Origin of the sequence: Vibrio sp. Y29_XK_CS5 (genome assembly GCF_024181835.1) — a bacterium.
Lineage (GTDB): Bacteria > Pseudomonadota > Gammaproteobacteria > Enterobacterales > Vibrionaceae > Vibrio > Vibrio harveyi.
Window position 1 is genome coordinate 1 of the sequence record NZ_JAMZAM010000019.1, and the last position, 24,563, is coordinate 24,563.

General features: G+C 43.7%; 20 protein-coding genes and 2 pseudogenes. 9 read left to right on the forward strand and 13 right to left on the reverse strand.

What is annotated here, in order from left to right; translation table 11 throughout:
* Positions 1-695 precede the first annotated feature (695 nt).
* On the reverse strand, positions 696-3,140 hold the full coding sequence (gene fadE / locus NL647_RS26770; protein WP_253650898.1) for an acyl-CoA dehydrogenase FadE: 2,445 nt from the start codon (positions 3,138-3,140) through the stop codon (positions 696-698).
* 359 nt (positions 3,141-3,499) lie between these two features.
* Between fadE and lpcA the strand changes: the two genes are divergently transcribed.
* Positions 3,500-4,075: a D-sedoheptulose 7-phosphate isomerase gene (gene lpcA / locus NL647_RS26775; protein WP_005436835.1), complete on the forward strand. Its 576-nt coding sequence runs from the start codon at positions 3,500-3,502 to the stop codon at positions 4,073-4,075.
* Between the two features lie 61 nt (positions 4,076-4,136).
* The gene (locus NL647_RS26780; protein ID WP_005445320.1) at positions 4,137-4,982 is read left to right on the forward strand and encodes a class II glutamine amidotransferase; all 846 of its coding nucleotides are present in this window, start codon (positions 4,137-4,139) and stop codon (positions 4,980-4,982) included.
* Positions 4,983-5,379: 397 nt separating this feature from the next.
* Here NL647_RS26780 and purN read toward each other — a convergent pair whose 3' ends face one another.
* Both purN and purM read right to left on the reverse strand, forming a co-directional pair.
* Positions 5,380-6,018, reverse strand: a complete 639-nt coding sequence (gene purN, locus NL647_RS26785) for a phosphoribosylglycinamide formyltransferase (protein WP_009698624.1) — start codon at positions 6,016-6,018, stop codon at positions 5,380-5,382.
* A 408-nt stretch (positions 6,019-6,426) separates the two neighbouring features.
* Complete coding sequence (purM, locus tag NL647_RS26790) at positions 6,427-7,467, reverse strand: phosphoribosylformylglycinamidine cyclo-ligase (protein WP_029789638.1); 1,041 nt, start codon at positions 7,465-7,467, stop codon at positions 6,427-6,429.
* Between the two features lie 179 nt (positions 7,468-7,646).
* Between purM and upp the strand changes: the two genes are divergently transcribed.
* On the forward strand, positions 7,647-8,273 hold the full coding sequence (upp, locus tag NL647_RS26795; RefSeq protein WP_005445324.1) for a uracil phosphoribosyltransferase: 627 nt from the start codon (positions 7,647-7,649) through the stop codon (positions 8,271-8,273).
* A gap of 138 nt (positions 8,274-8,411) precedes the next feature.
* Here the strand turns inward: upp and NL647_RS26800 are convergent, their stop codons facing one another.
* Positions 8,412-9,665 (reverse strand): uracil-xanthine permease family protein, encoded by a 1,254-nt coding sequence (locus NL647_RS26800; RefSeq protein WP_005433047.1) that lies wholly within the window; start codon positions 9,663-9,665, stop codon positions 8,412-8,414.
* Positions 9,666-9,901: 236 nt separating this feature from the next.
* Here NL647_RS26800 and NL647_RS26805 point away from each other — a divergent pair, with 236 nt between their 5' ends.
* Positions 9,902-11,197: a DUF2066 domain-containing protein gene (locus NL647_RS26805; RefSeq protein ID WP_253650899.1), complete on the forward strand. Its 1,296-nt coding sequence runs from the start codon at positions 9,902-9,904 to the stop codon at positions 11,195-11,197.
* 119 nt (positions 11,198-11,316) lie between these two features.
* Here the strand turns inward: NL647_RS26805 and NL647_RS26810 are convergent, their stop codons facing one another.
* Genes NL647_RS26810 through NL647_RS26825 form a run of 4 tightly spaced genes read right to left on the reverse strand, consistent with a single transcriptional unit; the run spans position 11,317 to position 14,172 of the window.
* Positions 11,317-11,757, reverse strand: a complete 441-nt coding sequence (locus NL647_RS26810) for a DUF2069 domain-containing protein (RefSeq protein ID WP_252044513.1) — start codon at positions 11,755-11,757, stop codon at positions 11,317-11,319.
* A gap of 20 nt (positions 11,758-11,777) precedes the next feature.
* A complete protein-coding gene (gene wrbA / locus NL647_RS26815; protein ID WP_047517786.1) occupies positions 11,778-12,350 on the reverse strand; it encodes an NAD(P)H:quinone oxidoreductase in 573 nt (190 codons plus the stop codon).
* Positions 12,351-12,701 carry an arsenate reductase (glutaredoxin) gene (gene arsC, locus NL647_RS26820; protein WP_005445333.1) on the reverse strand — a complete coding sequence of 117 codons (351 nt, stop codon included), beginning with the start codon at positions 12,699-12,701 and terminating at the stop codon, positions 12,351-12,353. It abuts the gene before it with no gap.
* Between the two features lie 16 nt (positions 12,702-12,717).
* Entirely contained in the window at positions 12,718-14,172 is a 1,455-nt protein-coding gene (locus NL647_RS26825; protein ID WP_005445335.1) for a M48 family metallopeptidase, read from the reverse strand.
* A gap of 249 nt (positions 14,173-14,421) precedes the next feature.
* Here NL647_RS26825 and NL647_RS26830 point away from each other — a divergent pair, with 249 nt between their 5' ends.
* Both NL647_RS26830 and NL647_RS26835 read left to right on the forward strand, forming a co-directional pair.
* Positions 14,422-14,676: a sulfurtransferase TusA family protein gene (locus tag NL647_RS26830; protein WP_009700286.1), complete on the forward strand. Its 255-nt coding sequence runs from the start codon at positions 14,422-14,424 to the stop codon at positions 14,674-14,676.
* Positions 14,669-15,739: an AI-2E family transporter gene (locus tag NL647_RS26835; RefSeq protein WP_005445339.1), complete on the forward strand. Its 1,071-nt coding sequence runs from the start codon at positions 14,669-14,671 to the stop codon at positions 15,737-15,739. Before NL647_RS26830 ends, NL647_RS26835 begins: the two co-directional genes overlap by 8 nt.
* Positions 15,740-15,803: 64 nt before the next feature.
* Here NL647_RS26835 and NL647_RS26840 read toward each other — a convergent pair.
* Positions 15,804-15,947, reverse strand: a pseudogene (locus NL647_RS26840) (thioredoxin-dependent thiol peroxidase); the annotation flags it as partial.
* A 628-nt stretch (positions 15,948-16,575) separates the two neighbouring features.
* Between NL647_RS26840 and NL647_RS26845 the strand changes: the two are divergent.
* The 3 genes from NL647_RS26845 to NL647_RS26855 all read left to right on the forward strand — a co-directional run bounded on the left by NL647_RS26845 (position 16,576) and on the right by NL647_RS26855 (position 20,908).
* Positions 16,576-19,164: an AAA family ATPase gene (locus tag NL647_RS26845; RefSeq protein ID WP_223295736.1), complete on the forward strand. Its 2,589-nt coding sequence runs from the start codon at positions 16,576-16,578 to the stop codon at positions 19,162-19,164.
* 395 nt (positions 19,165-19,559) lie between these two features.
* Positions 19,560-20,438 (forward strand): HNH endonuclease, encoded by an 879-nt coding sequence (locus NL647_RS26850; protein ID WP_253260609.1) that lies wholly within the window; start codon positions 19,560-19,562, stop codon positions 20,436-20,438.
* A 2-nt stretch (positions 20,439-20,440) separates the two neighbouring features.
* On the forward strand, positions 20,441-20,908 hold the full coding sequence (locus tag NL647_RS26855) for a YrhA family protein (RefSeq protein ID WP_017817767.1): 468 nt from the start codon (positions 20,441-20,443) through the stop codon (positions 20,906-20,908).
* 387 nt (positions 20,909-21,295) lie between these two features.
* Here the strand turns inward: NL647_RS26855 and NL647_RS26860 are convergent, their stop codons facing one another.
* The 4 genes and pseudogenes from NL647_RS26860 to NL647_RS26875 all read right to left on the reverse strand — a co-directional run.
* Entirely contained in the window at positions 21,296-21,538 is a 243-nt protein-coding gene (locus NL647_RS26860; protein ID WP_017817768.1) for an antitoxin Xre/MbcA/ParS toxin-binding domain-containing protein, read from the reverse strand.
* Positions 21,539-21,955: 417 nt separating this feature from the next.
* A complete protein-coding gene (locus tag NL647_RS26865) occupies positions 21,956-23,233 on the reverse strand; it encodes a hypothetical protein (protein WP_029789644.1) in 1,278 nt (425 codons plus the stop codon).
* 219 nt (positions 23,234-23,452) lie between these two features.
* Complete coding sequence (locus tag NL647_RS26870) at positions 23,453-24,109, reverse strand: recombinase family protein (protein WP_017817771.1); 657 nt, start codon at positions 24,107-24,109, stop codon at positions 23,453-23,455.
* Positions 24,110-24,148: 39 nt separating this feature from the next.
* Positions 24,149-24,301 (reverse strand): annotated as a pseudogene (locus tag NL647_RS26875) (thioredoxin-dependent thiol peroxidase); the annotation flags it as partial.
* Positions 24,302-24,563 lie beyond the last annotated feature (262 nt).

The following is a 24,563-nucleotide window of genomic DNA, read 5'->3' on the forward strand; positions in this document are numbered from 1 at the left end:
AAGTAAACCGTCATTCTAGCGAGCTTCAACGAGACTAAGAATCTGCTATCAGCGCTCTATGGCTTTGGGGCGTCATTATCTAAGGAACACGTGGAAAGTAGATTCTGAATCACGTTCGTTCCTCACTGTTCAGAATGACGAAAACCTAGGAACACTGTGCGTGCAGTCACTTGATAACTCAAAGTAAACCGTCATTCTCGCGAGACTAAGAATCTGCTATCAGCACTCTAGGACTTTGGGGGCGTCATTATCTAAGGAACACGTGGAAAGTAGATTCTGAATCACGTTCGTTCCTCACTGTTCAGAATGACGAAAACCTAGGAACATTGTGCACATAGTAACCTGACAACTCAGAGTAAAGCGTCATTCTCACGAGCTTCAGCGAGACCAAGAATCTGCTATCAGCGCTCTAGGGCTTTGGGGCGTCCTCATCTAAGGAGCACGTGGAAAGTAGATTCTGAATCACGTTCGTTCCTCACTGTTCAGAATGACGAAAACCTAGGAACACTGTGCGTATAGTAACCTGGTAACTCAAAGTAAACCGTCATTCTAGCGAGCTCCAGCGAGACTAAGAATCTGCTATCAGCGTTCTAAGACTTTGCGAGCGCCGTGTTGTGCGAAGCAGAGATTCAATAAAAAACGGGAGCCTTAGCTCCCGTTTTGCTTTTCTATTTTTCGTTTAAGTGATTACCTGCTTAAGCGACGTGCTCCATCTGAGGGTAAAGCGGCTTTGCGGCTAATAGCTCTGGCTCAAAGTCGTCTACGTTGATGGTGTCTAGACGATGCTGCTCTGCTTCTCTCAACAGATCCGCTTCTTCTTGAGTGATTACACCTTGCTCTAAACCTTCTTGAGCGATCATATCCAAACGTAGGAATGGGCGGCGTTTGCCTTGCGCTTTACATACCTTGTCGAACACAGGCTCAGCTTGAAGAATCACAGACAGTGCTAGCTCAATTTTACCTGCTGCATTGTGCTCAGTTGGTTCTAGGTACTGACCACGACCAATGCGTGAACGTGTTGCACTTGGCGTTTGTAGAATACGAGCTACTTTGCTGTCTAACTTATCACTTGGTGCTTTACGTACACGACCAAATGGCATGATCAATACACGCAGTGCGCGACCGATCACTTTATTAGGGAAGTTCGCTAGGAACTCATCAATCGCCGCTTCAGTCTGCTTCAAGCTGTCTTGTAAGCCCCAGTGTACTAGCGGTAGGTCTTCAACCGGACGACCATCTTGCTCAAAGCGTTTTAGGGTTGCAGAGCCAAGGTACAGCTGACTTAGAATGTCGCCAAGACGTGCAGACAGACGCTCTTTACGTTTCAATGAGCCACCTAGCACCGCCATTGAGATATCCGATAGCAGAGCAAGGTTTGCACTGTAACGGTTCAATTGCTGGTAGTAACGCTTAGTTGCATCTTTAGTTGGTGATGAGGAACCCAGACCATCACTTAGACCAAACCAGATACTGCGAACGAGATTACTCATGGTGAAGCTGACATGACCCGCTAGCGCTTTATCGAATTTCTCAACCGCATCGCGTGCGTCAGAGTAAGCCGCGTTCATCTCTTCAAGAACATACGGGTGACAACGAATCGCACCTTGACCAAAGATGATCATTGAACGAGTTAAGATGTTTGCACCTTCTACCGTTACCGCGATTGGCGCACCTTGGTAACCACGCGCTAGGAAGTTAGAAGGACCCATACAGATACCTTTACCACCTACGATGTCCATCGCGTCGATGATGCTTTGCTGCCCACGGTGAGTACAGTGATATTTCACGATAGCCGAGATAACCGAAGGTTTTTCACCAAGGTCAATACCAGCTACAGTTAAGTTGCTTGCCGCATCCATAACGTAAGCATTACCACCTAGGCGTGCTAATGGTTCTTCTACGCCTTCCATATGACCGATAGGTTGTTTGAACTGACGACGAATACGTGAGTAAGCACCTGTCGCCATCGCGGCAGTTTTGATTCCACCAGTTGAGTTAGAAGGCAGTGTGATACCTCGACCAACTGACAGACATTCAACCAGCATACGCCAGCCTTGACCTGCCATTTTCTCGCCACCAATAATGAAATCCATCGGAACGAAAATGTCTTTACCGCGGGTTGGACCGTTTTGGAATGGTACATTAAGCGGGAAGTGACGATTGCCGATCTCAACGCCTTTTAGGTCCGTTGGAATAAGCGCACAGGTGATGCCCAACTCTTTTTGGTCGCCTAGCAAGCCATCAGGATCACGCAGTTTAAAAGCAAGACCAAGTACCGTTGCGACAGGAGCAAGAGTGATGTAGCGCTTGTTCCATGTTAAGCGCATACCAAGCACTTCTTCGCCTTCCCATTCGCCTTTACATACAATACCGTAATCTGGGATTGAGCCTGCATCGGAACCTGCTTCTGGGCTAGTTAATGCGAAACATGGGATTTCTTTACCTTCAGCAAGACGGGGTAAGTAGTGGTTTTTCTGCTCTTCAGTGCCGTAGTGTTGCAGTAGTTCACCGGGACCTAACGAGTTTGGAACACCAACGGTAGATGACAAAACGCCAGAAACGCCGGTTAGTTTTTGTAATACCAAAGATTGAGCGTATGCAGAGAACTCAAGACCGCCGTATTTCTTCTTGATGATCATGGCGAAGAACTTATTGTCCTTAAGGTATTGCCACACTTCTGGTGGTAAATCTGCAAGTTCGTGCGTTACCTGAAAGTCACTAACCATGGCGCACACTTCGTTTACAGGACCGTCTAAGAAGTCTTGCTCTTCTTTACTTAATTTAGGAGCTTTGATGGCATGAAGTTTTTGCCATTCAGGTTTGCCCTTAAATAGTTCTGCTTCCCACCACACTGTACCGGCGTCTAATGCTTCTTTTTCGGTTTGAGACATAGCAGGTAGGACTTTCTTAAACAGAGCAAGTGCTTTTCGGCTAATGAGGGATTGACGAATGCTAGAAACCGCGAACACTGCAACGGCAAGAACGTAAAGTACCCAGCCAATAAAACCAACTGAGCCTGCGATAGTCAGTGCTAGCATGGCAGCTGTTAGCAGGCTGACGGATTTCACGAGTGACATTCTGTGGTAAAGCGTAATGCCTAACACAACTGTCATCGCTACGATTGAGAGCAAGATGTCCATATGTTTTTTCCTTCTCAGACTTTAATTATGTTGTACGTCTGTATTTTGGTAAGAGGTCTAACCAGTTCTCATAAGTGTAATCAAAATATTAAAGAAATGTAAAACACAACATTGAGCAAAAAGTGATCTAAGTAGAGTTAAAATTCTAAAGTTGAGAGTTGGGTGATGATTTCATAAGCAAGTTAGCAAGTTTATTACCGTGAAGAATCCAAATCTTGTGGTTCGCTATCGACACTAATTCTCGTTTGTGGGTAAACTCAGAGTAATGAAATGTGCAAGGCAATTGCCTCATCAGCACAATTTGCTAAGCGAGAGGCTCAACCTCACTGTTTTGGCCGAAATAATAAAGAGAACGTCTTATGTACCAAGATCTGATTAGAAGTGAATTAAACGAAGCTGCTGAAGTTCTGAACAAGTTTTTAAGTGATGATCACAACATCGCGCAAATCGAAGCAGCAGCGAAAATGATTGCTGATTCTTTCAAGCAAGACGGTAAAGTGCTGTCGTGTGGTAACGGTGGTTCGCACTGTGACTCAATGCACTTTGCAGAAGAGCTAACAGGTCGCTACCGTGAAAACCGTCCAGGTTATGCTGGCATCGCTATTTCAGATCCAAGCCACCTTTCTTGCGTAAGTAACGACTTTGGCTATGACTTTGTCTTCTCACGTTACGTAGAAGCAGTGGGTCGCAAAGGTGATGTTCTGTTCGGTCTATCGACTTCTGGTAACTCAGGTAACATCTTAAAAGCGATTGAAGCAGCCCAAGCAAAAGGCATGAAGACGATTGCGCTAACGGGTAAAGATGGCGGTAAGATGGCCGGTCTTGCAGACATCGAGATCCGCGTACCGCATTTCGGTTATGCAGACCGTATCCAAGAAGTACACATCAAGATCATTCACATCATTATTCAATTGATCGAAAAAGAGATGGAATAAGATTTACAACTAAGCTGAATGATGGCTTAGTTGTGTTTTAAGGTAAGGAGTTCGTTAAACCATGTGTGAATTGCTCGGCATGAGCGCAAATGTTCCAACCGATATTTGTTTCAGTTTTACTGGATTGATGCAGCGCGGTGGTCGTACTGGTCCGCATCGTGATGGTTGGGGAATCACTTTTTATGAAGGAAAGGGATTCCGCACTTTCAAAGATCCAAACCCAAGTTGTGACTCAAAGATTGCTGAATTAGTGCAAAACTACCCGATAAAAAGTCGCGCAGTAGTGAGTCATATTCGCCAAGCTAACCGAGGTGGTGTGAATCTGGAAAACACCCATCCGTTTACGCGTGAGCTTTGGGGGCGTTACTGGACTTTTGCACACAATGGTCAGCTGACCGATTACCAAGATTTGTACACAGGGCGTCACCGTCCGGTAGGGCAAACTGACAGTGAAATGGCATTTTGCTGGCTATTAAAGCAGATGGAAGATAAGTATCCTGAGCCTCCTCAGGATATGGAAGCGGTCTTTATCTATGTCGCTGAATGTTGCGACAAGCTAAAAGAGAAAGGCGTGTTCAATATGCTGCTCAGCGACGGTGAGTTTGTGATGACTTACTGTACCAACCATTTGTATTGGATTACCCGTCGAGCTCCATTTGGCAAGGCCGCTCTGTTGGATGAAGATGTAGAAATCAACTTCCAAGAAGAGACGACACCAAATGATGTGGTTTCTGTGATTGCAACTCAGCCGCTTACTGGCAATGAAACATGGCATCGCATGAAGCCGGGCGAGTACGGTTTGTTTCACGTTGGGGAATTGGTATTGAACAATGCCAAAGCTCTGGAAGATGTTCCATTTGCTGCACCGAAGCCAGGTAACCAAGCGCCGACTGAACCGTTGGAGTGATGGTTTTTGACAATGAACATCTAGATAAAGCTCGCTTAATCGCGAGCTTTATTTTTATGCGTCTTAAACCGAAGGCGGGTACAGATGAGCATTTTTACTTCCTAGCGTATTGATAATAGATTCCTAGTCTCGCTAAGGCTCGCTGGAATGACGTAAATAATTGAAGTGAAATTGATTTTTCTTTGCCTGCAGCGTCATTCTGAACGACGAGGAACGAGTCAGATTCAGAATCTACTATCCGAGTGTTGTATTGCTAAGGTGGTGTCAGGGACTTTTTAGGTTGTTAGTTTTGGTTTCTAGTTTGACAACGGCTTCATTGAGCCAAGCTTATAAGATTTAAAATAACAAAAGGCAGCCTGATGGCTGCCTTTTTGCGTTTGGAATTTGGTATTCAGAATTACTCGTCAGCGTAGCCGTGTTCACCAAGCTCAAAACCATCAAGAAATGCTTTGCCATCTTTCATGGTTAAGCGCTCTTCTACTAACCACTTAGTCACCATTGGGTAGATCTTGTGCTCTTGAGTTTGAACGCGAGCGGCTAGAATATCGGCATCGTCGTCTTCAAATACTGGCACTTTTGCTTGCAATACCACAGGTCCGCCGTCTAATTCTTCTGTCACAAAGTGAACACTGGTGCCGTGTTCTTTGTCGCCTGCATCAATCGCGCGCTGGTGGGTGTGTAACCCCGGGTACTTTGGCAGAAGAGAAGGGTGGATGTTGATCATCTTGCCCAGATAGTGGGAAACAAACGCGCTGCTCAAAATACGCATGTAGCCTGCGAGCACAATGACGTCTGGTTGGTACTCATCGATTTGCTGCATCAGTTCAGCATCAAAGTCTTCGCGTGAATCAAATGCTTTTGGATCGACAAAATGGTCGTTCACATCAAACTGCTTTGCACGTTCTAAACCATAAGCGTCAGCTTTGTTGGAGAATACGGCTGCGACTTGTGCATTTGGCATGTTGTCTTCGCAAGCTTCCAAGATAGCTTGCAGGTTACTGCCGTTACCTGAAATGAGGACCACTATGTTTTTCATGATATTGAGACTGCCTTGATACTGTAGGTTTGCCGTGCGTAATTGCTAAATTACCTACTATTAGAATGGTTTTCGATGTTCCAGATAGCAGAATGAGGACTATATCCCCAAATGACTTCATAAGGCTGGATTCAGAGCTTTGTCACCAATTCTAGTTCAAGGAAAACAACGCAGTGGAATAGTAAGCTTTTTCCAAGTTGTTTGACGATGAAATTGTATTGGTGACATGCTCCCGAAGGGCGAGCTGTATTGGCTTGTATACTTTGTTAACGATTTTTGATTTAGAACCACTAGATCTTCAAATCGTTGTCGCGCCTACAAACCAATTCATTCTCGCTGAACCAGTATTTAGAAGTTATTTGGGGATAACATCCTCATTCTTTTTATTTTTTGAGCTTGATTCGCAAGTTATTGGATTTCGACTTGCTCTTCATTGGCTTCTGCTTGAGCAATTTCACCAATCACCCATGCGTTTTCGCCTTCTTCTTTAAGAAGTGCAACTGCTGCGTCCGCTTGCTCTTTTGGTAGTGCAACGACTAGACCAACACCACAGTTGAACGTACGGTACATCTCGTGTGTTTCAACGTTGCCTTTCTCTTGTAACCATTTGAAGATGATTGGCCATTCCCAGCTGTTACCATCGATAACAGCTTTGGTTCCTTCAGGCAGTACGCGTGGAATGTTTTCCCAGAAACCACCACCAGTGATGTGAGAGATCGCGTGGATATCGTGTTTCTCAATCATCTTAAGTGCTGATTTGATGTAAATCTTAGTTGGTTCTAGAAGGTGTTCGCCAATAGTGCGACCTGCTAGCTCTTCGTTCTTATCTGCGCCAGAAACTTCTAGAATCTTACGGATAAGCGAGTAACCGTTCGAATGTGGACCGCTAGAGCCAACTGCGATAAGTGCATCACCAGCGGCTACTTTAGTACCATCAATCACATCTTCTTTTTCCACTACGCCAACACAGAAGCCTGCAACGTCGTAGTCTTCGCCTTCGTACATGCCTGGCATTTCAGCGGTTTCACCACCGATAAGTGCACAGCCTGCTTGAACACAGCCATCAGCGATACCAGAAACTACGTCTGCCGCTGTGTCTACATCCAGTTTGCCTGTCGCGTAGTAATCTAGGAAGAATAATGGCTCTGCACCTTGAACGATTAGATCGTTTACACACATTGCCACTAGGTCAACGCCAATAGTGTCGTGCTTGTTCATATCCAGCGCTAGGCGAAGTTTTGTACCTACACCGTCAGTACCAGAAACCAGTACAGGCTGTTTGTATTTAGTTGGTAGTTCACACAATGCGCCAAAACCGCCGATACCACCCATCACTTCAGGGCGACGAGTACGCTTAACCGCACCTTTAATACGATCTACAAGCGCGTTGCCTGCATCAATATCTACACCAGCGTCTTTATAGCTAAGAGAAGAGTTGTTACCACTCACAGGGAAGTCCTCGGTTTTTAAGTTGGATATGAAAACGGCGCTATTCTACCAGTGGTTAAATACAGATAGCAAACGTTTGCGTCGGTTTTTTTCTTTAGTGATCTATCCTGATATCCCTGCAAAAATCATGTATAATCTGAAGGTTTGTTTAAATATTGCCAATAAAGCCGGAGATGGAAATGAAAGTTGTTGAAGTTAAACACCCTCTAGTAAAACATAAAATCGGTCTAATGCGAGAAGGTGACATCAGCACGAAGCGTTTTCGTGAGTTAGCGACAGAAGTCGGTAGCCTACTTACTTACGAAGCGACTGCAGACTTTGAAACAGAGAAAGTAACCATTGAAGGTTGGAATGGTCCTGTAGAAGTTGACCAAATCAAGGGTAAAAAAGTAACAGTAGTGCCAATCTTGCGTGCAGGTCTAGGCATGATGGATGGTGTTCTAGAGCACATGCCAAGCGCGCGTATCAGTGTTGTTGGTATCTACCGCGATGAAGAAACACTAGAGCCAGTACCATACTTTAACAAGCTTGCTTCTAACATCGATGAGCGTATTGCTCTAGTTGTTGACCCAATGCTTGCAACAGGTGGTTCTATGATCGCGACTATCGACCTTCTAAAAGAGAAAGGTTGTCAGGCAATCAAAGTACTTGTTCTTGTCGCTGCTCCTGAAGGTATCGAAGCGCTAGAAAAAGCTCACCCAGACGTTGAGCTATACACAGCTGCAATCGATGAGAAGCTAAACGACAAAGGTTACATCGTTCCTGGTCTAGGTGACGCTGGTGACAAGATCTTCGGTACTAAATAAGCGTTATTGCTTTTACTGAATTGAATAAATAAAGGCTTGGTGAAAACCAAGCCTTTTTTGTCTCTGCTATGTGGAAGCTAGAAGCTAGATATGAAAGTGATAACCGCGCGACTCAAATCAATTAAGCCGCACGATAAATTACTTCGCGTTGTCTTCTTCCATCTGTGCATTATCCACCACGTGGTTTTCACCAAGATCGTGTGGTAGCACAAGGTTAAGAATGATAGCCACGATACCACACAGGCTCACACCTTGTAGGCTGAACTCGCCAATACCGAAAGCCATGCCACCGATACCAAATACCAGTGTTACTGCGACGATCACTAGGTTACGTGATTTGTGCAGGTCCACATTGTTTTTGATGAGCGTGTTTAGACCGACGGTTGCAATAGAACCGAACAATAGGATCATGATGCCACCCATGACCGGAACAGGGATCGTTTGTAGAATGGCTCCGAGCTTACCCACTAAGGCAAGTACGATTGCCGTGATCGCCGCCCATGTCATGATCACAGGGTTAAAGGCTTTAGTCAGCATCACTGCGCCCGTTACTTCGCTGTAAGTTGTATTTGGTGGAGCACCAACCATAGAAGCCGCAATTGTTGCCACCCCGTCACCCGCAATCGTGCGGTGAAGACCAGGTTTCTTGAGGTAGTTTTTACCCGTTACGTTTGAGATAGCCAGCATGTCTCCTACGTGCTCTACCGCTGGTGCGATCGCAACTGGGATCATGAATAAGATAGCGTTGATGTTAAACTCTGGCGCCGTGAAGTTTGGCATGGCTAGCCAAGCAGCTTGAGCTACTGGAGTGAAATCAACCACACCATAGAAAAGCGAAACAGAGTAACCCGCTAAGATACCGCCGACGATAGGCACCAGTTTTAGGAAGCCTTTCGCGAATACACTCAGTGCGATGGTCGTTAGTAATGACACTGCTGAAATGATAACTGCAGCATCACCATTTACGAGTTGGATGGCACCGTCACCGGTTTTACCTACCGCCATGTTTACTGCTGTTGGTGCCAAACCAAGACCAATGACCATAATCACTGGACCTACCACAACTGGTGGTAAAATTTTATGGATGAAGCCGACACCACGCACTTTGATCATCGCACCAAGCGCGACATAAACCAAACCCGCCGCCATTAAGCCGCCCATAGTCGCACCGATACCCCAAGTTTGGATACCGAACATAATAGGAGCAATAAACGCAAAAGAAGAGGCAAGGAAGATAGGAACGGAACGTTTAGTTATTAGTTGGAAAAGAAGAGTACCGACACCAGCACCAAACAGAGCAACGTTTGGGTCAAGACCAGTAAGAAGTGGTACTAATACGAGAGCACCAAAAGCGACAAAGAGCATCTGAGCGCCTTGTAACGCGTTTTTCATAATAATTCCCTATTTCAAAGATACGCAGACAAATCCGGCGAATCTTATCATCTGGCAATCGATTGCAATGTTGCCTAGATCAAACTTTTGTGTGGATTTATAAGGTCGACGAATGTTTAGTTTCACTTACGTGTTTTAACTTGGTCAGAATACAGACAATTCACTCAGTACTCTTCTTGCTCACGGTTTGATAGTTGCTTATCATGCGGGTTCTTGTTCAGAGGATTATGAAAACTATGCGCTATTTAGCTCTCTTATTGATAGGTTGGTTGTCTCTGCCAGTTTATGCATTAACTCAGGTAGATATCTATCGTGCCGAAGTGGCGATCGACGGTGAGCAAAAAGACGGCGAAGAGCTCGCTCGTCAACAAGGTATGCAAGATGTGATTGTGCGTGCGACAGGTAGCCAATCTTCCCTTAGCAACCCGGTAATAAAGAAAGCAGTGGGTTCAAGTTCTCGCTACATTTCTCAGCTTGGTTATGGTCAGCTTGATGGTCAAAGCAGTTTAAAGATGCTGTTTAATAGTGGTCAGATTCGTTCGCTACTGACTCAAGCGCAATTACCATTATGGTCTCCAAACCGTGCCAACATCTTAGTTTGGATGGTAGAAGAGCAGGGCTATGATCGTACGATCACTTGGGAGCATTCAGACTCAACCAGTGCTGCTGCACTGCGCGCTGCGGCTGAATCTCGAGGTCTACCAGTCACTATGCCTGTGGGGGACTTTGATGATGTTACGGGTGTTAACGTGTCTGATTTGTGGGGGGGCTTTGTAGACCCAATCAGCCAAGCGAGTCAGCGTTACCCTGTTGATGCTGTGCTAGTGGTGCGTGTGCAAGGCGATAAAATTCGCTGGACGCTATACGACCAATCACCAGCGCAACTTGCTCAATCGCAACAGTCACCTCGCAGTGGCTCAGCGTCTGGTGCAAATGCAATCTCCGCCATGATGGGTGGTATCGCAGACTACTACGCGAAGAAGAGTGCTGTTGTGGTATCAAGCAAATCATCTGAAGCGATTGATGTGAAGGTATTAGATGTCGCATCAGCGGTGGACTTCTTTAATCTTGAGAACTCATTGACGAAGCTAAACTCAGTTGCGGGTACTGAAATCAAACGAATTCAAGGCAATCAAGTGACGTTAACTATTCACTTGTTGGCATCTCAACAAGCGTTTGAACAAGAAGCGTCTTCTATCCGTTCACTTGAGATTACCGAAGACCCGCTTGAGAATGTAGAGCCGTCAGCACCAGCCCAGCTTCCTGAGGAAGTTGCTCAACCAACGCAATTGCCAGCGGAAACAACAGAAGATCAAACCGCTCAAGTCGTTGAGCTCGATACGGCAACGGAAACAAATGTGGCAACTGAGCCGGCATCAATCACACCTGCTGTTGCACTACAACCAGCGCCAAAGCAGTACGATCTGATCTACAAATGGAATGCTCCAGTTCGCACGAAAGCCGAGCCAGTAGAACAAGATTCTGAAATCGCGCCAGTATTGGAAACGGATGTGGTTGAAAACCTAAGTTAAGGTTTATTCAAAACAAAAAAGAGTCGCTTAGTGCGACTCTTTTTTTAGTGGTTCTATGACTGGAGATGTGATGAAGCTAGTTCAGCTTGAAGCGCCATGTCCCTGTAATTGTTTCGCTTCTATTTATTGAACTTCGCTTTTTCTTCTTTTTCGACTTGAGATAAGCGTTTTAACTTCAGACCCAACTCTTTACCACGTGCTCGGGCAAACAAAATGTTACCAGCAAAGCCGAGTGAGGTAAGGAGCAACTCTACTGCGGCCAACCAACGCTCACCATCGTCAACATACAAAATCGTCAACGCATGCAAAAAATACAGCATCAGAACGAAGTTTGCCCAAGCGTGTGTGTAGGGTTTGCCCGCTAAAATACCAGGAAGTGGTAACAATAGAGGAATACACCAAGCAATCGCCAATGTAGTGCTGCTTAGATGTGGGTGAGGGGACAACGCCAGTTGCCAGATCGCAACCCAAGCCAATAACGCTAAATTGCCAAACAGCGCCATGTAGCGATAGGTTTGAGCGCGTGTGCTAAGAGGTGGTTGGTCAATAATGTCAGACATCGATTTACTTATCCTTGAGCTTACTGACTTCCTTTGAGCTTTTTCGCTGTGGTTGCCAGTCGTTTTCCTAATTGTTGTGCGAGACGAATCTCTTCTGCCGTGAGACTTGGCTCTTGTCCTACACTGCTTGCACCGTAGGGTGTGCCTCCTGATTGCGTGGTGTGCAGTTCTGGCTCTGAATAAGGGATTCCTAATACCATCATGCCGTGATGCAATAATGGGGTCATCATGCTTTGTAGCGTGGTTTCTTGACCGCCATGCATGGAAGACGAAGAGGTAAACACACAAGCTGGCTTATCGATAAGGTCGCCATTCACCCACAAAGGTGTGGTTTGATCCCAAAAGTGCTTGAGCGGCGCTGCCATGTTGCCAAACCAAACTGGGCTGCCAAATGCGAGACCGTCGCACTGCTTCAACTCATCTAGAGTAGCAATTGGATCAGAAGGGGTATGTGAGTGAGATGACAATTCTTCAACTGTACGTAAAATCGCTTCGCAATGAGGAGTCGACTCGACTCCTCTTGCTATTTGTCTTGCCAGTTGTTTTGTCGAGCCATGACGGCTGAAATACAAAATGAGGATCTGGCAATCCATTTACAGAATTTCCAAAACTTGTTCTGGTGGGCGACCGATTTTTGCTTTCCCATTTGCAACTACTACTGGGCGTTCAAACAGTTTCGGGTTTTGTGCCATCGCTTCGAACAGTTGCTCATCACTGACAGAGGCTTCTCCCAGTGCCAGCTCTTTGTAGATGTCTTCTTTGGTACGCATCATTTCGCGTACGGAAGAGAAACCAAGTTGAGCATAAAGCGCTTTCAGTTGTTCAACATTAAGCGGTGTATCAAGGTATTTAACCACTTCCGGTGTTACGCCATTTTGCTCAAGCAGTTCAAGTGTTTGACGGCTCTTTGAGCAGCGAGGGTTGTGATAAATCACGACTGACATGGTTCTCTCCATTTCGTTATTGTAATGCCATGAATCGATCTCTTTGGATCATCAGTTGGTCGATACGAGCGTCATATCGAGCTTGTTGTAAGCTACCTAACTTAGCAATTTTACTTGCTTCACTATAATACTGAATGGCTTTGTTCCAGTTGGCTCGCAATGCCAAAATTTCGGCACGTGCGGCGAGTTCTTCATCACTTTTACCCAGCGCATGACTGCCTTGTGAAAGCAGGTGCCAGCCATTCGTGTCTTCTGGGTTATCGTGTGTGTAGCGCTGCAGAATACGCACCGCTTCTTGGTCCTTTTTCGCCTCAAGTAATGCGTTTGCATAGTTGATGGTCAGGACTTTGTTTTGTGGGTTGCGTTTGAGTGCGCTACTCAACATATCCACTGCTTTTTGTGGTTGCTTTTGAGCAATATAAAGATCGGTCATTGCATCCAGATAAAACGGGTTACCTGGGTCTTGCTGAAGGAGCTTTTTCAATAAAGGTTCCGCTTCACTCAAACGCTTGTTGTCTAGGTGTACCAAGGCTCGACCATAATCAAATGATGGCACAATATCAGGTGAGGCTTTCTTTTGAGTTCGGTCAAACCAACTCATTGCTGCTTGACCATCAATTCCGGCATAACGTGCGACAATGCGAGCTCGGGTTAAATGGTAATCAATAGAAGGCATCACCCGCATTGGTGGGTAAGCACGAGCACGAGCACGACTGTCTGTAATACGATCTTCAGGCAACGGGTGAGTGAGCAACATTGGTGGTGGCTTGCTTGCGTATCGATATTCATCCGCTAGGCGACCAAAAAAGCGTGGCATCGCTTGTGCATCAAAGCCCGCTTTTGCCAGTGTCGCGATACCAAAGCGGTCTGCTTCTTTCTCGTTGGAGCGAGTGTAGTTGATTTGGCTTTGCATATTGCCAGCGGTTGCTGCCGTCACCGCTGCCATACCAGCCTCAGGAGAGGCTATCGCAAGCAGAAGAGCGCCAGCAAGTGCTGCCATGGTTGCTGGTGAACGACGAGCTTGTTCTTCCATGCTTCGTGCAAGGTGGCGCTGAGTAACGTGCGCGATTTCGTGAGCAACAACGGAGGCTAACTCACTTTCAGTGCGGGCATGGAGAAAGAGACCTGAGTGCAGAGCAACGTAGCCGCCAAAAAAAGCGAAAGCGTTGATGTTGCGATCTCGGATCATGAAAAAGTGGAATGGGGTTTTTACGTCATTGGCATTCGCGACCAAACGGTGACCCAGTGAGTCGATGTACTCGTTAATAACAGGGTCATTGACGATAGGTTTGCTGGCTCTAAGCATACGCATATAGGCGTCACCATAAATCAACTCTTGATCTATCGTTAGAGTGCCTCCGGCTGCCGTACCAATATCTGGGAGGTCGGGACTATTGGCATAAACTGGCGTTGGTGTACTCAATGCAGCAGCAAGGCATAAACAAACTAGCGAGCGAGTGCGTTTTAACATACGGTTTAAAGATTCTCCAAAATACCGAGTGTGTGCTTGAGGGGCGAAATCCATTCAACATCAGCACAGACTTTATGGTCATCCTTGTAGGATGAATATGCTAGCAATAAGACCGAAGATAAACGAATTGGTTTCGTAAATTGTCAATCTAAAAGTCCTGCGCGTCTACTCTTAAATCATGTGAGAAATGCTAGCACCAGCTCAAAAAGCCGTTACAATACAACCCTATCACAAGTGCAGAGCAATACAATGGAATCCATATTACTTGATTTGCGTAAGGAACGCTGCCCTATGGCACTGTTACTTGCCAAGCGTCACGCTGCTGAGGTGTTTCCGGAAGAAACACAACAAGATCATCAGCTTGTTATTCAAGTGGTGGATAAAAGCTCTAAGCACGATATCGTGAAGTATTTGCGTAACCAAGGCTACACAGTGGATTGCCAAGCTTCTCCTGAACACTTCACTTTGACCGTATTCAATAAGGAATCTTCGTACGATGCTTGAAATGGTAAGTCGTTGGTATAAGCGACGCTTTTCAGACCCACATGCAGTGAGCCTCGTGGCGATACTGCTGTTCGGCTTTATTACAATTTACTTTTTCGGGCATTTGATTGCGCCATTGTTGGTGGCGATTGTTCTTGCATATTTACTTGAATGGCCAGTAACGCAAATGTGCCGTTTGGGTATCCCACGTACGTTTTCTGTCATCACTGTCATACTGATTTTTATTGGCTTAATGTTGATCGCGGTATTTGGTTTAGTGCCGACCATTTGGACTCAGGTGGGCAACTTAATCAACGATATTCCGAACATGTATGCTGGACTACAAAAGTTCATTGCAACCTTGCCGCAACGTTACCCTGAGCTGGCGAACCTAGAAATTGTTGAAACCGTGGTGACTAACGCGAAGAACCAAGCGATTGGCTTAGGTGAGAGCGTCGTAAAAGGCTCACTGGCTTCTCTAGTGAGTTTAGCAACGCTAGCGGTTTACTTGATTCTTGTTCCATTATTGGTGTTCTTCTTACTAAAAGACAAAGATGAGATGCTCAGCATGGCAAGTGGCATCTTACCGAAGAACCGTAAGCTGGCGAACAAAGTATGGCACGAGATGAACGAACAAATCTCGAACTATATTCGTGGTAAGGTGCTGGAAATCTTGATCGTGGGTGGCGTGAGTTACGTGACTTTTGCGATTCTTGACCTGCGCTACTCTGCATTGCTTGCTGTAGCGGTGGGTTTGTCAGTGCTTATCCCCTACATCGGTGCGGCTGCGGTGACGGTTCCGGTCGCGATTGTCGGCTTGTTCCAATGGGGCTTAACGCCTCAGTTCTATTGGTTACTTGTTGCCTACGGCATTATTCAGGCGCTAGACGGTAATGTGTTGGTTCCGGTACTGTTCTCTGAAGCGGTTAACCTTCACCCAGTAGCGATCATTGTTGCCGTGTTGGTATTTGGTGGTTTGTGGGGCTTCTGGGGGGTCTTCTTCGCTATCCCATTGGCGACGCTTGTAAAAGCAGTATGGAACGCGCTACCAAGTACGGAAGAAAGCGAACCAATACAAGAATAGAAATTGAATCCAATAAAAAGCCCAGCGATCGCTGGGCTTTTTGATGTTTGATTGAAAGCTAGGTTTACGCGTTTTCTTTCAAGTAGTTCACAACCACTTCATGGTGGTCTTTGGTTTTGAACTTGTTGAACACGTGTTCGATAACACCTTCCTCATTGATCAAGAAGCTGATGCGGTGAAGACCATCGTAGACTTTACCCATAGTAAACTACCCTTGGAAATTTTTTTAGACTCAATTTTTGACGATTTCTAACAAACTCTATCTTTAACAGTGATTTAGGTTGATAATTTATCTTTTCGAACCACGATTATAGCAGTTGTCATAATTTTTTGTAAATCGGGCTGAATTAGACGTTTTTCTAAGCTCAGACTTGTCATAAAAACTAAGGCGTTACTATAAGTTGATAGTCATTCCGATGGGAGCGCTTGGTGATTACATATACACTTGTCTCCCAACTCACTTTTGGACATAAGCTTGTTAGTAGTTTTACTAAATTAGCATTTAACGGATTATCTTGGGTATTACAAAACCTCTAGTCAGTGGCTAAATTTACTCATCAACTACAATTGGGATTAGGGAGAAACCTTGTTTGTTGGATTAGCCAGTCCTCCTTTTGGATCATATCAATCAAAAAGAAGCCGGACTCATGAGTTCGGCTTTTTTACATCTGGGCTCTATGAGTTATCAAAGAAATGATTCGAGAAGATAATAAATATTATGAATAATTCTATTACTTGTTGATTTTACGCACGTTGTTAGACGATAAACCAATTTTTTACACCTGAATGCAACTGAACTCTATTACACTAGACTCTTATTTGGCGTGTTAAGGTTAATGATGATGAATGCGGTAGAATCAATAGTAGAGTGGTCCAAGGATAAGCCCGTATGGTGGAATCTAGCACTAAAGGTTGCTCTTGAAGAAGGAGAGCTAAACCAAAACCATATCGATTTTATTTTCAATTTTGCGAAGAGTGTTGAGGGCTTGGAACCGAAACACCCAAACCATGAGCAGTTGTTATCACCGATTGATATATCGGGCTACATGGCCGAAGAAAATTCGGTTCGACTGATTAGCTTGTCTCAAGTTGAAGGTGTTGCTGCGTTAGCGGAAGATCAAAAATTAGATTTTAGAAAAGATGGATTAACTATCGTATATGGAGACAACGGGGCTGGTAAGTCGAGCTATACGTCAATTTTAAAACATGCGTGTTTGACTCGGGGAGCATTGAAACCTATTGCGGGTAATGTTTTCACTTCTGCACCTAAACCTCCTCAAGCTTTACTCACACTCGAGATTGATGACACACCGACAGAATTAACATGGAGTAATGGGGCATCAAACAATAATGCTGCCAAGTCTATTCGTGTATTCGATTCATCTTCAGCACACCACTATTTATCTAATGAAGATGCTTTAGGTTATAAACCAGTAGGTTTGAACTTAATCACAGAGCTTACAAAGGTTGTGGAAAGCATAAAAAATAGAATAAGTGAAGATGTCATGGGTGGTAACGGTTTTGTTGCTATTCCATCGTTAAATTCACAAAGTAAAGCTGCATTGTTTCTTAATCAAATTTCAGAGTTAACAAATGAAGCTGATATTGAATTGCACTGCGCAACTAAGGAAGAAATTGAATCTATAAAACCATTGCAGGACGAGCTGGTTAGTGACATGGCCAAATCGCCAGAACAAATCAGAAAGAGTTTAATTAAGCAGCGTAGTTATATTGCCCCTTTACTTGAGTCCTACAAAAGACCTATAGAAGTACTCGGTTCTAGTAATTTCGATGTGTTAAAAGGTTTAGAACTCGACTATCAAGAAAAGAAACGAGTATCTGACGCGTTGAGACAAAAGACACTAAGTGATCTACCGTTTGATAATATTGGTGATACACAATGGACTGTCCTTTGGAGAGCAGCAAAAGACTTCTTGGTAAAAGAAAATAAAGGCCAACAATTCCCTCCAACAAAAGGTGATTCCTGTCCGTTTTGCTTACAAGACATCCAAGAGACATCGGCCGACAAATTACAAGAACTCGAAGCTTTTCTTAATGATAAGGCTGCAAGAAATACAGCTGAAGCACTGAAAGCACTAACTCTGGCTAAGGTTGCCGTTAAGTCTTTGAGTTTGAATATTGCCCAATTTGAAGGTGTATTGAACGACCTTGACATAATAAAACCTGGGTTAAAAGTTGGGCTTGAGGAATTAAACCAGAATTTAGTAAACAGGCAGACTGTTTTATCAGGTTCCGTGCTACCCGAGTCGTTAGACGGAGTTAGCTTGTCTCATTTCCAAGCATTGCGGGAAATAGATAAAGATCTGTTCACGCAAATCGGAGAACTTGAACAGCAAAGCAGTAACAACGAATTTGTGGCTAAGAAACAAGCAAGACTGACCGAATTAACAGATCGAGCCTACATTGCCAAACACAAAGCAAACATCATAACTAACGTAAGACGGTCAAAAACAGTAGCTAAGTTAAATGAGATCTCAAGTCAGTGCGCTACGAGAAGTATATCAACGTTGTCAGCTAGGATTTATTCACAAGGTGTTATAGAGCCACTAAAAGAGTCTTTTGTGAAAGAGCTTAAATCCTTTGGTTTTAATAGATTTGACATCAAAGTTAAAACTAGAAATAAAGCCGGACAACAGCAATTTAAATTAGAGCTAGCCAACTCAAACGAATCTGTTGTTGGTAAAGTTGCTAGTGAAGGTGAACAAAGGTGTATTGCAATTGCGAGCTTTTTATCAGAAATGAAAGCTGACTCTAGAAGATCTGCTGTTCTATTTGATGATCCAGTGAACTCGCTTAGCCATCAATGGAGTGCAAAAGTCGCAAAAAGATTAGTAGAGGAATCACTAGAACGCCAAGTCATTGTGTTTACTCACGACATAGTATTCTACAAGCTACTACTAGAAGCTTCAGATAGCCTAAAGCAAGATAAGGTCAATTGCATCAGCCTAGAAAGATCTAGAAGTAACTCCGGCCTTGTAAGAACCAATCCTCCGTGGGATGCGCTTCCTACATCGAAGCGAATTGGAGTTTTAACTACTAAGCTCCAAAAACTTCGAAAGATTGATGAGACAGGAACAGAGACTGAATTTAGAGAAGCTGCTGCGGTTTTCTATAGTTTTCTGCGTGAAGCATGGGAGCGATTGGTTGAAGAGAAACTATTAAATAAAGTCGTTAATAGGTTCGAAAGAGGTGTGCATCTGCAAAGATTAAATCGAGTAGACGATATTACTAATGTTGATTTAGAGCGTATTCACCTTGCGTATGATAAATGCTGTATCGACTTTGTTGGTCACGACACAGCCGCAGGTATACGTCCTTGTCCAACGATCGATGAAGTAGTAGCCGATTTTGATGAAATTAAAGATTACCTCAAACATCTACAAACAGATCGAAAAAGAACTTAAGACTAGTTAACACTGAAGGAAAGGTGGAATTTACCCCCGTGATACATCACGGGGATTAACCGCATGATAAGAATGGATAACTTTTAGTATGGCAAAAGCTTATTAACAGGATGCGAATGAGTAAAAGATCTAAGCAACTTCGGGGCAGAAATGAGGCAGATGAACGGTAGCAAATTATTTTATTGAGGATGGCTATGAGTGAATGTCATCATCAGCTCAGTGAAACACCTAAGCTTGTTAGAAAAGACGTCCTTGTGGGGGCGTCTTTTGGTTTGTAATGTGCGTTAATACGTTCTTTTTTATAGTGAAAGTGACGGTTTGCATCTCAAGGTATTACCAGTATAAAAATGCGGCTATATGATGAGCTCTTGGCTTCATGGGAGAAGTTCTCATCTATGGATAGCGACGATATTGAAAAGAAGAAGGTAGCGACGAGTAGTGGTGGGGGGTATAAGCCTCTTCTCGATGAAGAGTTTAACCCCAAAACACAAACGCTCGGAGAAACACTAAAGGAACTAGCTGAGCGGCAACGCTTGGCGCGCAAGGTTGAGCTTACTTATACAAAAGAAGATGAAGCCCGTTGGTCTAAAAACAGAGAAAGAGTTATTAGTGACCGACAAAAAGTTGAGGTGCCTAGTTTCGATCTCGGAGAAGCATTAGCTAATCCTGAGCTTGATGCGATTAAGCCAGTTAAGCTAGATCCAGCCTCAATGCTTGCGGATGATATTGAATCATTGACAGAGGAGGGGAAAAATTTCATCCAAAACCCTACACTGCTCGGTGCTGCATCAATGGCTGCAATTGCCATTCCGGGTAAATTTGCAGATGACCTAACGAGCTTCGTTGGTAAATACAAAGGTAAGAATATCACCCTTGATGATATGAAAATGCTCGACATTTCCTACCTAAAAAGAAGCAGAGATGAACTCAACAAGCTGAGAAAAGAATTCAACAACGGAGTGAGGAAAAACTTCCTAATAGAACTCTCCAAAGACAGCGAAGTGACAAAGAAGCTAAAAGCATTAAATGTACCTCAAGAGGAAATAAACAAACTCTCATTTGGTCGAGTCCCTGCATCTTTTGAAGTGCACCACAAACTGCCGTTAGATGATAGTGGTACAAATGATTTTTCAAACTTGGTTTTGATTAGGAAAGCTCCAGAACATGCGGCACTAACTACCTATCAAAAACAAACGACAAAAAACCTCACAGTTGGTAGTGTTGTAGAAGTTCAGTGGCCTGTGCCTGATGGCACTATTTACCCCAAGAAGTAGGGATGAAAATGTCAGATAGAGATATGTTGGAGATGCTAAAGCTCCAAAATGAAAAAGAACATCAGATGTTCGGTGTCGGTTTTTTCGTTCCTTCTGCAAATGACGCAGATGTTGAACAATGCAAAAGGAAAGTTGAAGAGCTGTTCAATCTGAAGCTAGATAGTGATTACCTTTCAATCCTAAAGGAAACAAACGGCTTCTCGTGTAATGGCTTTAACTTATATGGCAGTGAGCAAAAAAATGAACCATATTTTTTGGATGGTATTATCGATGCGAATTTGGAATTTTGGGAAGAAGAGTCGTTAAGGAAGTACTTCGCGTATAGTGAAGAGTCAACGACTAGGATAGCGTTCAACCTTTATAGCAAGGAGTTTGTTATTGTTGATAGTGTGTCGTGGGATGAGCTTTATAGTTTTGCTACCTTTTTGGAAGCATTGAGTTTTAATCTAGAAGATAGCTGTATCTTTTAACTAAATACGCCCTTCGGGCGTTTTTCCCCAGCCCCATCTTTCTCTAAAACATACAATAAAATCAGACAAATATTAACAGGCCTGTTTTCAGCATACGGAATTTATGGCCTCTTTTATTTAAGATGCGGTTCTTTAAACTCGACGTCTCTATTCGTTTTTTAACTTGCTTATATCAAGAGGAGTAAACTTAGATTATTTATGAGGCAAAGCTGTTAAGCTATAACACCCAAATTATAACTCATTGTTAATTAAGATTAAATATTTGACGTTTTTTCCCATAAAAATCAATCAGTACTTTTCGAGTATAATATTTGAAGGTTTTTTTACTTGCATAGATCAACTAGCCTTGGGGTGATATTGCAAGTTATCACATGAGTCTTGTGTAGACTATGCTAGATACCCGAACTTCAAACGATTAATTTGCTCCATAACTAATTTTACCCCCTCAGTATCATCACATACAGATGCCGGCGTACAGAACTTAAAAGCAACATTAGGCTTAGTTAGCCAAGCGATCGTTGAATCACGATTACCAAAGTAACGGTCAGCTTCGTCCAACATTTCAAGCAAAGCTGCTCTTAACTCATCAGGAGTATCGGATGTAATGCTTAATAAAGTCTCAATATCCATATCTACTTTGATCTCATACAAGTAACTCTTAACATGCTTACTCCAAGTTATAGTGTATCAGTTTCTCGATAGTGGTGTTTTGTTTTTGAAGCCACGTTTCATACTCACAGATAACGCCGATTACTATCTGTTCGCTTCATGTGAAGGGCAACCTAAGAAAGTAAATACTCTAGCTAACCTGCGACAAATGAATAACTTCTTTCGAGCTAGTTAAGATGCTCCGGTCGTAAAGATTTTGGACAGTTCCTAGTTACGATTTTCATAGCGCTCTGACTTTTCAGATTACTTCTGCTATCGCAACTATACGACTATCTTACATGAGGTAGGGCAAATGCCCTTATTAACTACAGCCTAAGAACAATGGCTTCATACCAACACCATGGTTTCAGTTCTACTGCTCTGCATCAGGATACACTATCACTTCACTCTGGATAGAGGGCTTTGCGCCGCATACCATCTGATACATTGCTGAGAAACCACTCTCAGTAATTCAGCGAACTCACGATAGTGTTCTTCTGGTACTTCTCTACCCGTGAATCTATAGTTAGACTTTGCATGGGCGATGTTGTTTCTAGTTGCTGTGATGTAGTCTGCAATACACCCCAAGCCTTCAACATCACCCTTCTTGCTCTCTGTGTTCACCTTCTTTTCAATGTAATGCGGTAACCACTCCGTGAGATCTTTCATGTATCCGCAGGTCTGCACAGTCAATTTAATCGAATCGGCATCCTTCTGATAAGAATGGTCTTTGAATAAATTTTGTAGGTCTTTGACGAAATTCGCGTCTGGATTCAGAGCTTTGTTACTTGATAGTGCTTTTCTTACTTCATCAGTTACCTTCGCTCGTACTACTGTTTCAGATACGAACTCAACCACCTTCGAATAGAATAATATTGAGACTTCATCATCGTCGCAATATAGGGCTTTGTTATACAGATCAATCACCTTCTCTGTATCGTCACACATAATTAACTGTCTATTGACAGGGTAAAAGCCATCTGTGTCTGGCTCATCACCAATCAAGTAGCCATCTAAATCGAATGGTTCATTTGGGCATGATTCTATTATGATGTTGGATACTGCATTCGCCTCAAATACGTATGACTTATATGCCCTTCTACATTTTTCAAGGGTAAGGTGCTCACCTCTAATCACCACAAACGCATCATTACTGACAGGTTCTTTATGTGTTTGGTCTTTGCCGAGCATATAGCTGAAATGAAACGAACATTCTGGAGAGAAGTAGACCTTAATATCATCCGATATGGCATCTAGTTTGAAGAAGTCAAAGTACACGACTTTATCTTCATCTACGTTCATAGTAGATACACGGTGCATATATAATGTTGGAGTGAAGTACTCGACATGATTGATAAGCTGCGCTATCTCAAGGTCATGTTCTAATTCGACTAGGTCTTTCTGCGACATAATCAAACTCTCACCGTGGGAGCTAAGGCTATCACTATAGACTTCAACCTGTTCGTCAGGGTGAATAACAAATGACACTGCTTCAACGGATTCAAACGTGTCGTAGACGCTTTTCTTCAACTCATCTAGGTCACATTCAGTCTCAAATCCTTCTATTATTTGAGTTAAACGCTCAATAGCCGCTATATACTTATTCTTGAACTCTTCATCATAGTAAACTACCACTTTCTCTACATTCCGCCCTTTATCGCTGCTAGCTATTTCCATCACCGCCACCTATTAACAGATATGCAGTTAGTATCTCTGCAATTCAGAAAAATTGAAAGCGTGTCCTCAATAACGCCTAAGACTTAGGGATGCAATCAGATTAGAAAATCTAACACACCTCTATTCTTAGGCATCTGATACTACTAGCGGAGTTAAATCATAAAGGGGCAAAAATGAGCTAGCCAAGTATGCTTAAGGGCTAACTCAGCATCGAGTTGGCTACTCAGTGAACATGTCAGCCTGAAACTCTGCTTTCTTGTTATGCAGGCCACGGTCTTCCAGCCAAGAGTAGAAACGACTTCGAGATACTTCTACCCCTTTGTCACTAAGCTTCCTTAAAATTTCTGCCTTTGACTTGTCAGAATCAAGCATATTCAAAATGAACGCAGTATGCTCATCAAGCTTGGATCTAACCTTCTGTCCCTTCTGGCGGCCAGATGATAGTCCTTTGGCCTTACGTTTAGCATGACCTGCCTTGGCTCGATCAGAGCGCTTCTGGGCCTCGACGGCACTGGCAAAGGACTGCCCAATAACAGTAAAAATGATTTCTGCATTATCAACGTTTTCTGAGTTAATGATGGTGTCACTGTATGCCAAATGCAGTTCACCGTAGGAGGCTATCTGGCCTATAGCGCCGACCAACTCCATCACCTTATGGCGACCCAGCCGAGTGATATCCGATACGATGATGTTTTGTTGCGAGGTGATGAGGGAATATAACTTCCGCTCACCCAGTTCTGTCTTGGTGGCAGACACATGCTCTTCGATCCAATCTGATATTTGGATACCATGTTTAGCGGCGTAAGCCTTGATAGCTTCTCTTTGAGATTCACCATCGGCTCTCTGTGAATCTGATACTCGAATGTAACCAATCATGCCTGCCCCCAAGTCGAAGAGTTAATAGTTCATGGACGGTTATTTGCTGTTTAGGTAGTCCAATACAACTTCATGGTGATCTTTGGTTTTGAACTTGTTGAATACATGCTCAAGGTTGCCAGACTCATCAATCAGGAAGCTTGTTCTTACAACGCCCATGTTTTCACGACCCATGAACTTCTACCCTTGGAAATTTCATGAGACAAAAAATTTGACGATTATTGATAAATTTTATCTTTAACAGTGGGTTAGGTTAATAATTTCTCTTTTTGAACCTCAATTATAGCAGTTGTCATGATTTTTTGTAAATCGGGCTGATTTTGGCGCTTTTCCAAGGCTTTGTTGCGTAATTCGATGGAACTAAATCAAGAAGCTACGATCTGATCGGCTACGCCCATCAATCGTCGAAGCCTCATGCCTAAACCTCGTTACAAAACAACTAACTGGAAGCAGT

What these genes read in the sequence shown, in the direction of transcription:
- NL647_RS26870 (WP_017817771.1), bottom strand. Translation starts at nt 24,109, where the DNA reads ATGATTGGTTACATTCGAGTATCAGATTCACAGAGAGCCGATGGTGAA.
- wrbA (WP_047517786.1), bottom strand. Translation starts at nt 12,350, where the DNA reads ATGGATTGCCAGATCCTCATTTTGTATTTCAGCCGTCATGGCTCGACA.
- lpcA (WP_005436835.1), top strand. Translation starts at nt 3,500, where the DNA reads ATGTACCAAGATCTGATTAGAAGTGAATTAAACGAAGCTGCTGAAGTT.
- NL647_RS26800 (WP_005433047.1), bottom strand. Translation starts at nt 9,665, where the DNA reads ATGAAAAACGCGTTACAAGGCGCTCAGATGCTCTTTGTCGCTTTTGGT.
- NL647_RS26825 (WP_005445335.1), bottom strand. Translation starts at nt 14,172, where the DNA reads ATGTTAAAACGCACTCGCTCGCTAGTTTGTTTATGCCTTGCTGCTGCA.
- NL647_RS26850 (WP_253260609.1), top strand. Translation starts at nt 19,560, where the DNA reads ATGGATAGCGACGATATTGAAAAGAAGAAGGTAGCGACGAGTAGTGGT.
- NL647_RS26780 (WP_005445320.1), top strand. Translation starts at nt 4,137, where the DNA reads ATGTGTGAATTGCTCGGCATGAGCGCAAATGTTCCAACCGATATTTGT.
- NL647_RS26810 (WP_252044513.1), bottom strand. Translation starts at nt 11,757, where the DNA reads ATGTCTGACATTATTGACCAACCACCTCTTAGCACACGCGCTCAAACC.
- NL647_RS26835 (WP_005445339.1), top strand. Translation starts at nt 14,669, where the DNA reads ATGCTTGAAATGGTAAGTCGTTGGTATAAGCGACGCTTTTCAGACCCA.
- NL647_RS26865 (WP_029789644.1), bottom strand. Translation starts at nt 23,233, where the DNA reads ATGGAAATAGCTAGCAGCGATAAAGGGCGGAATGTAGAGAAAGTGGTA.
- NL647_RS26845 (WP_223295736.1), top strand. Translation starts at nt 16,576, where the DNA reads ATGATGATGAATGCGGTAGAATCAATAGTAGAGTGGTCCAAGGATAAG.
- NL647_RS26860 (WP_017817768.1), bottom strand. Translation starts at nt 21,538, where the DNA reads ATGGATATTGAGACTTTATTAAGCATTACATCCGATACTCCTGATGAG.
- purN (WP_009698624.1), bottom strand. Translation starts at nt 6,018, where the DNA reads ATGAAAAACATAGTGGTCCTCATTTCAGGTAACGGCAGTAACCTGCAA.
- NL647_RS26805 (WP_253650899.1), top strand. Translation starts at nt 9,902, where the DNA reads ATGCGCTATTTAGCTCTCTTATTGATAGGTTGGTTGTCTCTGCCAGTT.
- NL647_RS26830 (WP_009700286.1), top strand. Translation starts at nt 14,422, where the DNA reads ATGGAATCCATATTACTTGATTTGCGTAAGGAACGCTGCCCTATGGCA.
- arsC (WP_005445333.1), bottom strand. Translation starts at nt 12,701, where the DNA reads ATGTCAGTCGTGATTTATCACAACCCTCGCTGCTCAAAGAGCCGTCAA.
- upp (WP_005445324.1), top strand. Translation starts at nt 7,647, where the DNA reads ATGAAAGTTGTTGAAGTTAAACACCCTCTAGTAAAACATAAAATCGGT.
- NL647_RS26855 (WP_017817767.1), top strand. Translation starts at nt 20,441, where the DNA reads ATGAAAATGTCAGATAGAGATATGTTGGAGATGCTAAAGCTCCAAAAT.
- fadE (WP_253650898.1), bottom strand. Translation starts at nt 3,140, where the DNA reads ATGGACATCTTGCTCTCAATCGTAGCGATGACAGTTGTGTTAGGCATT.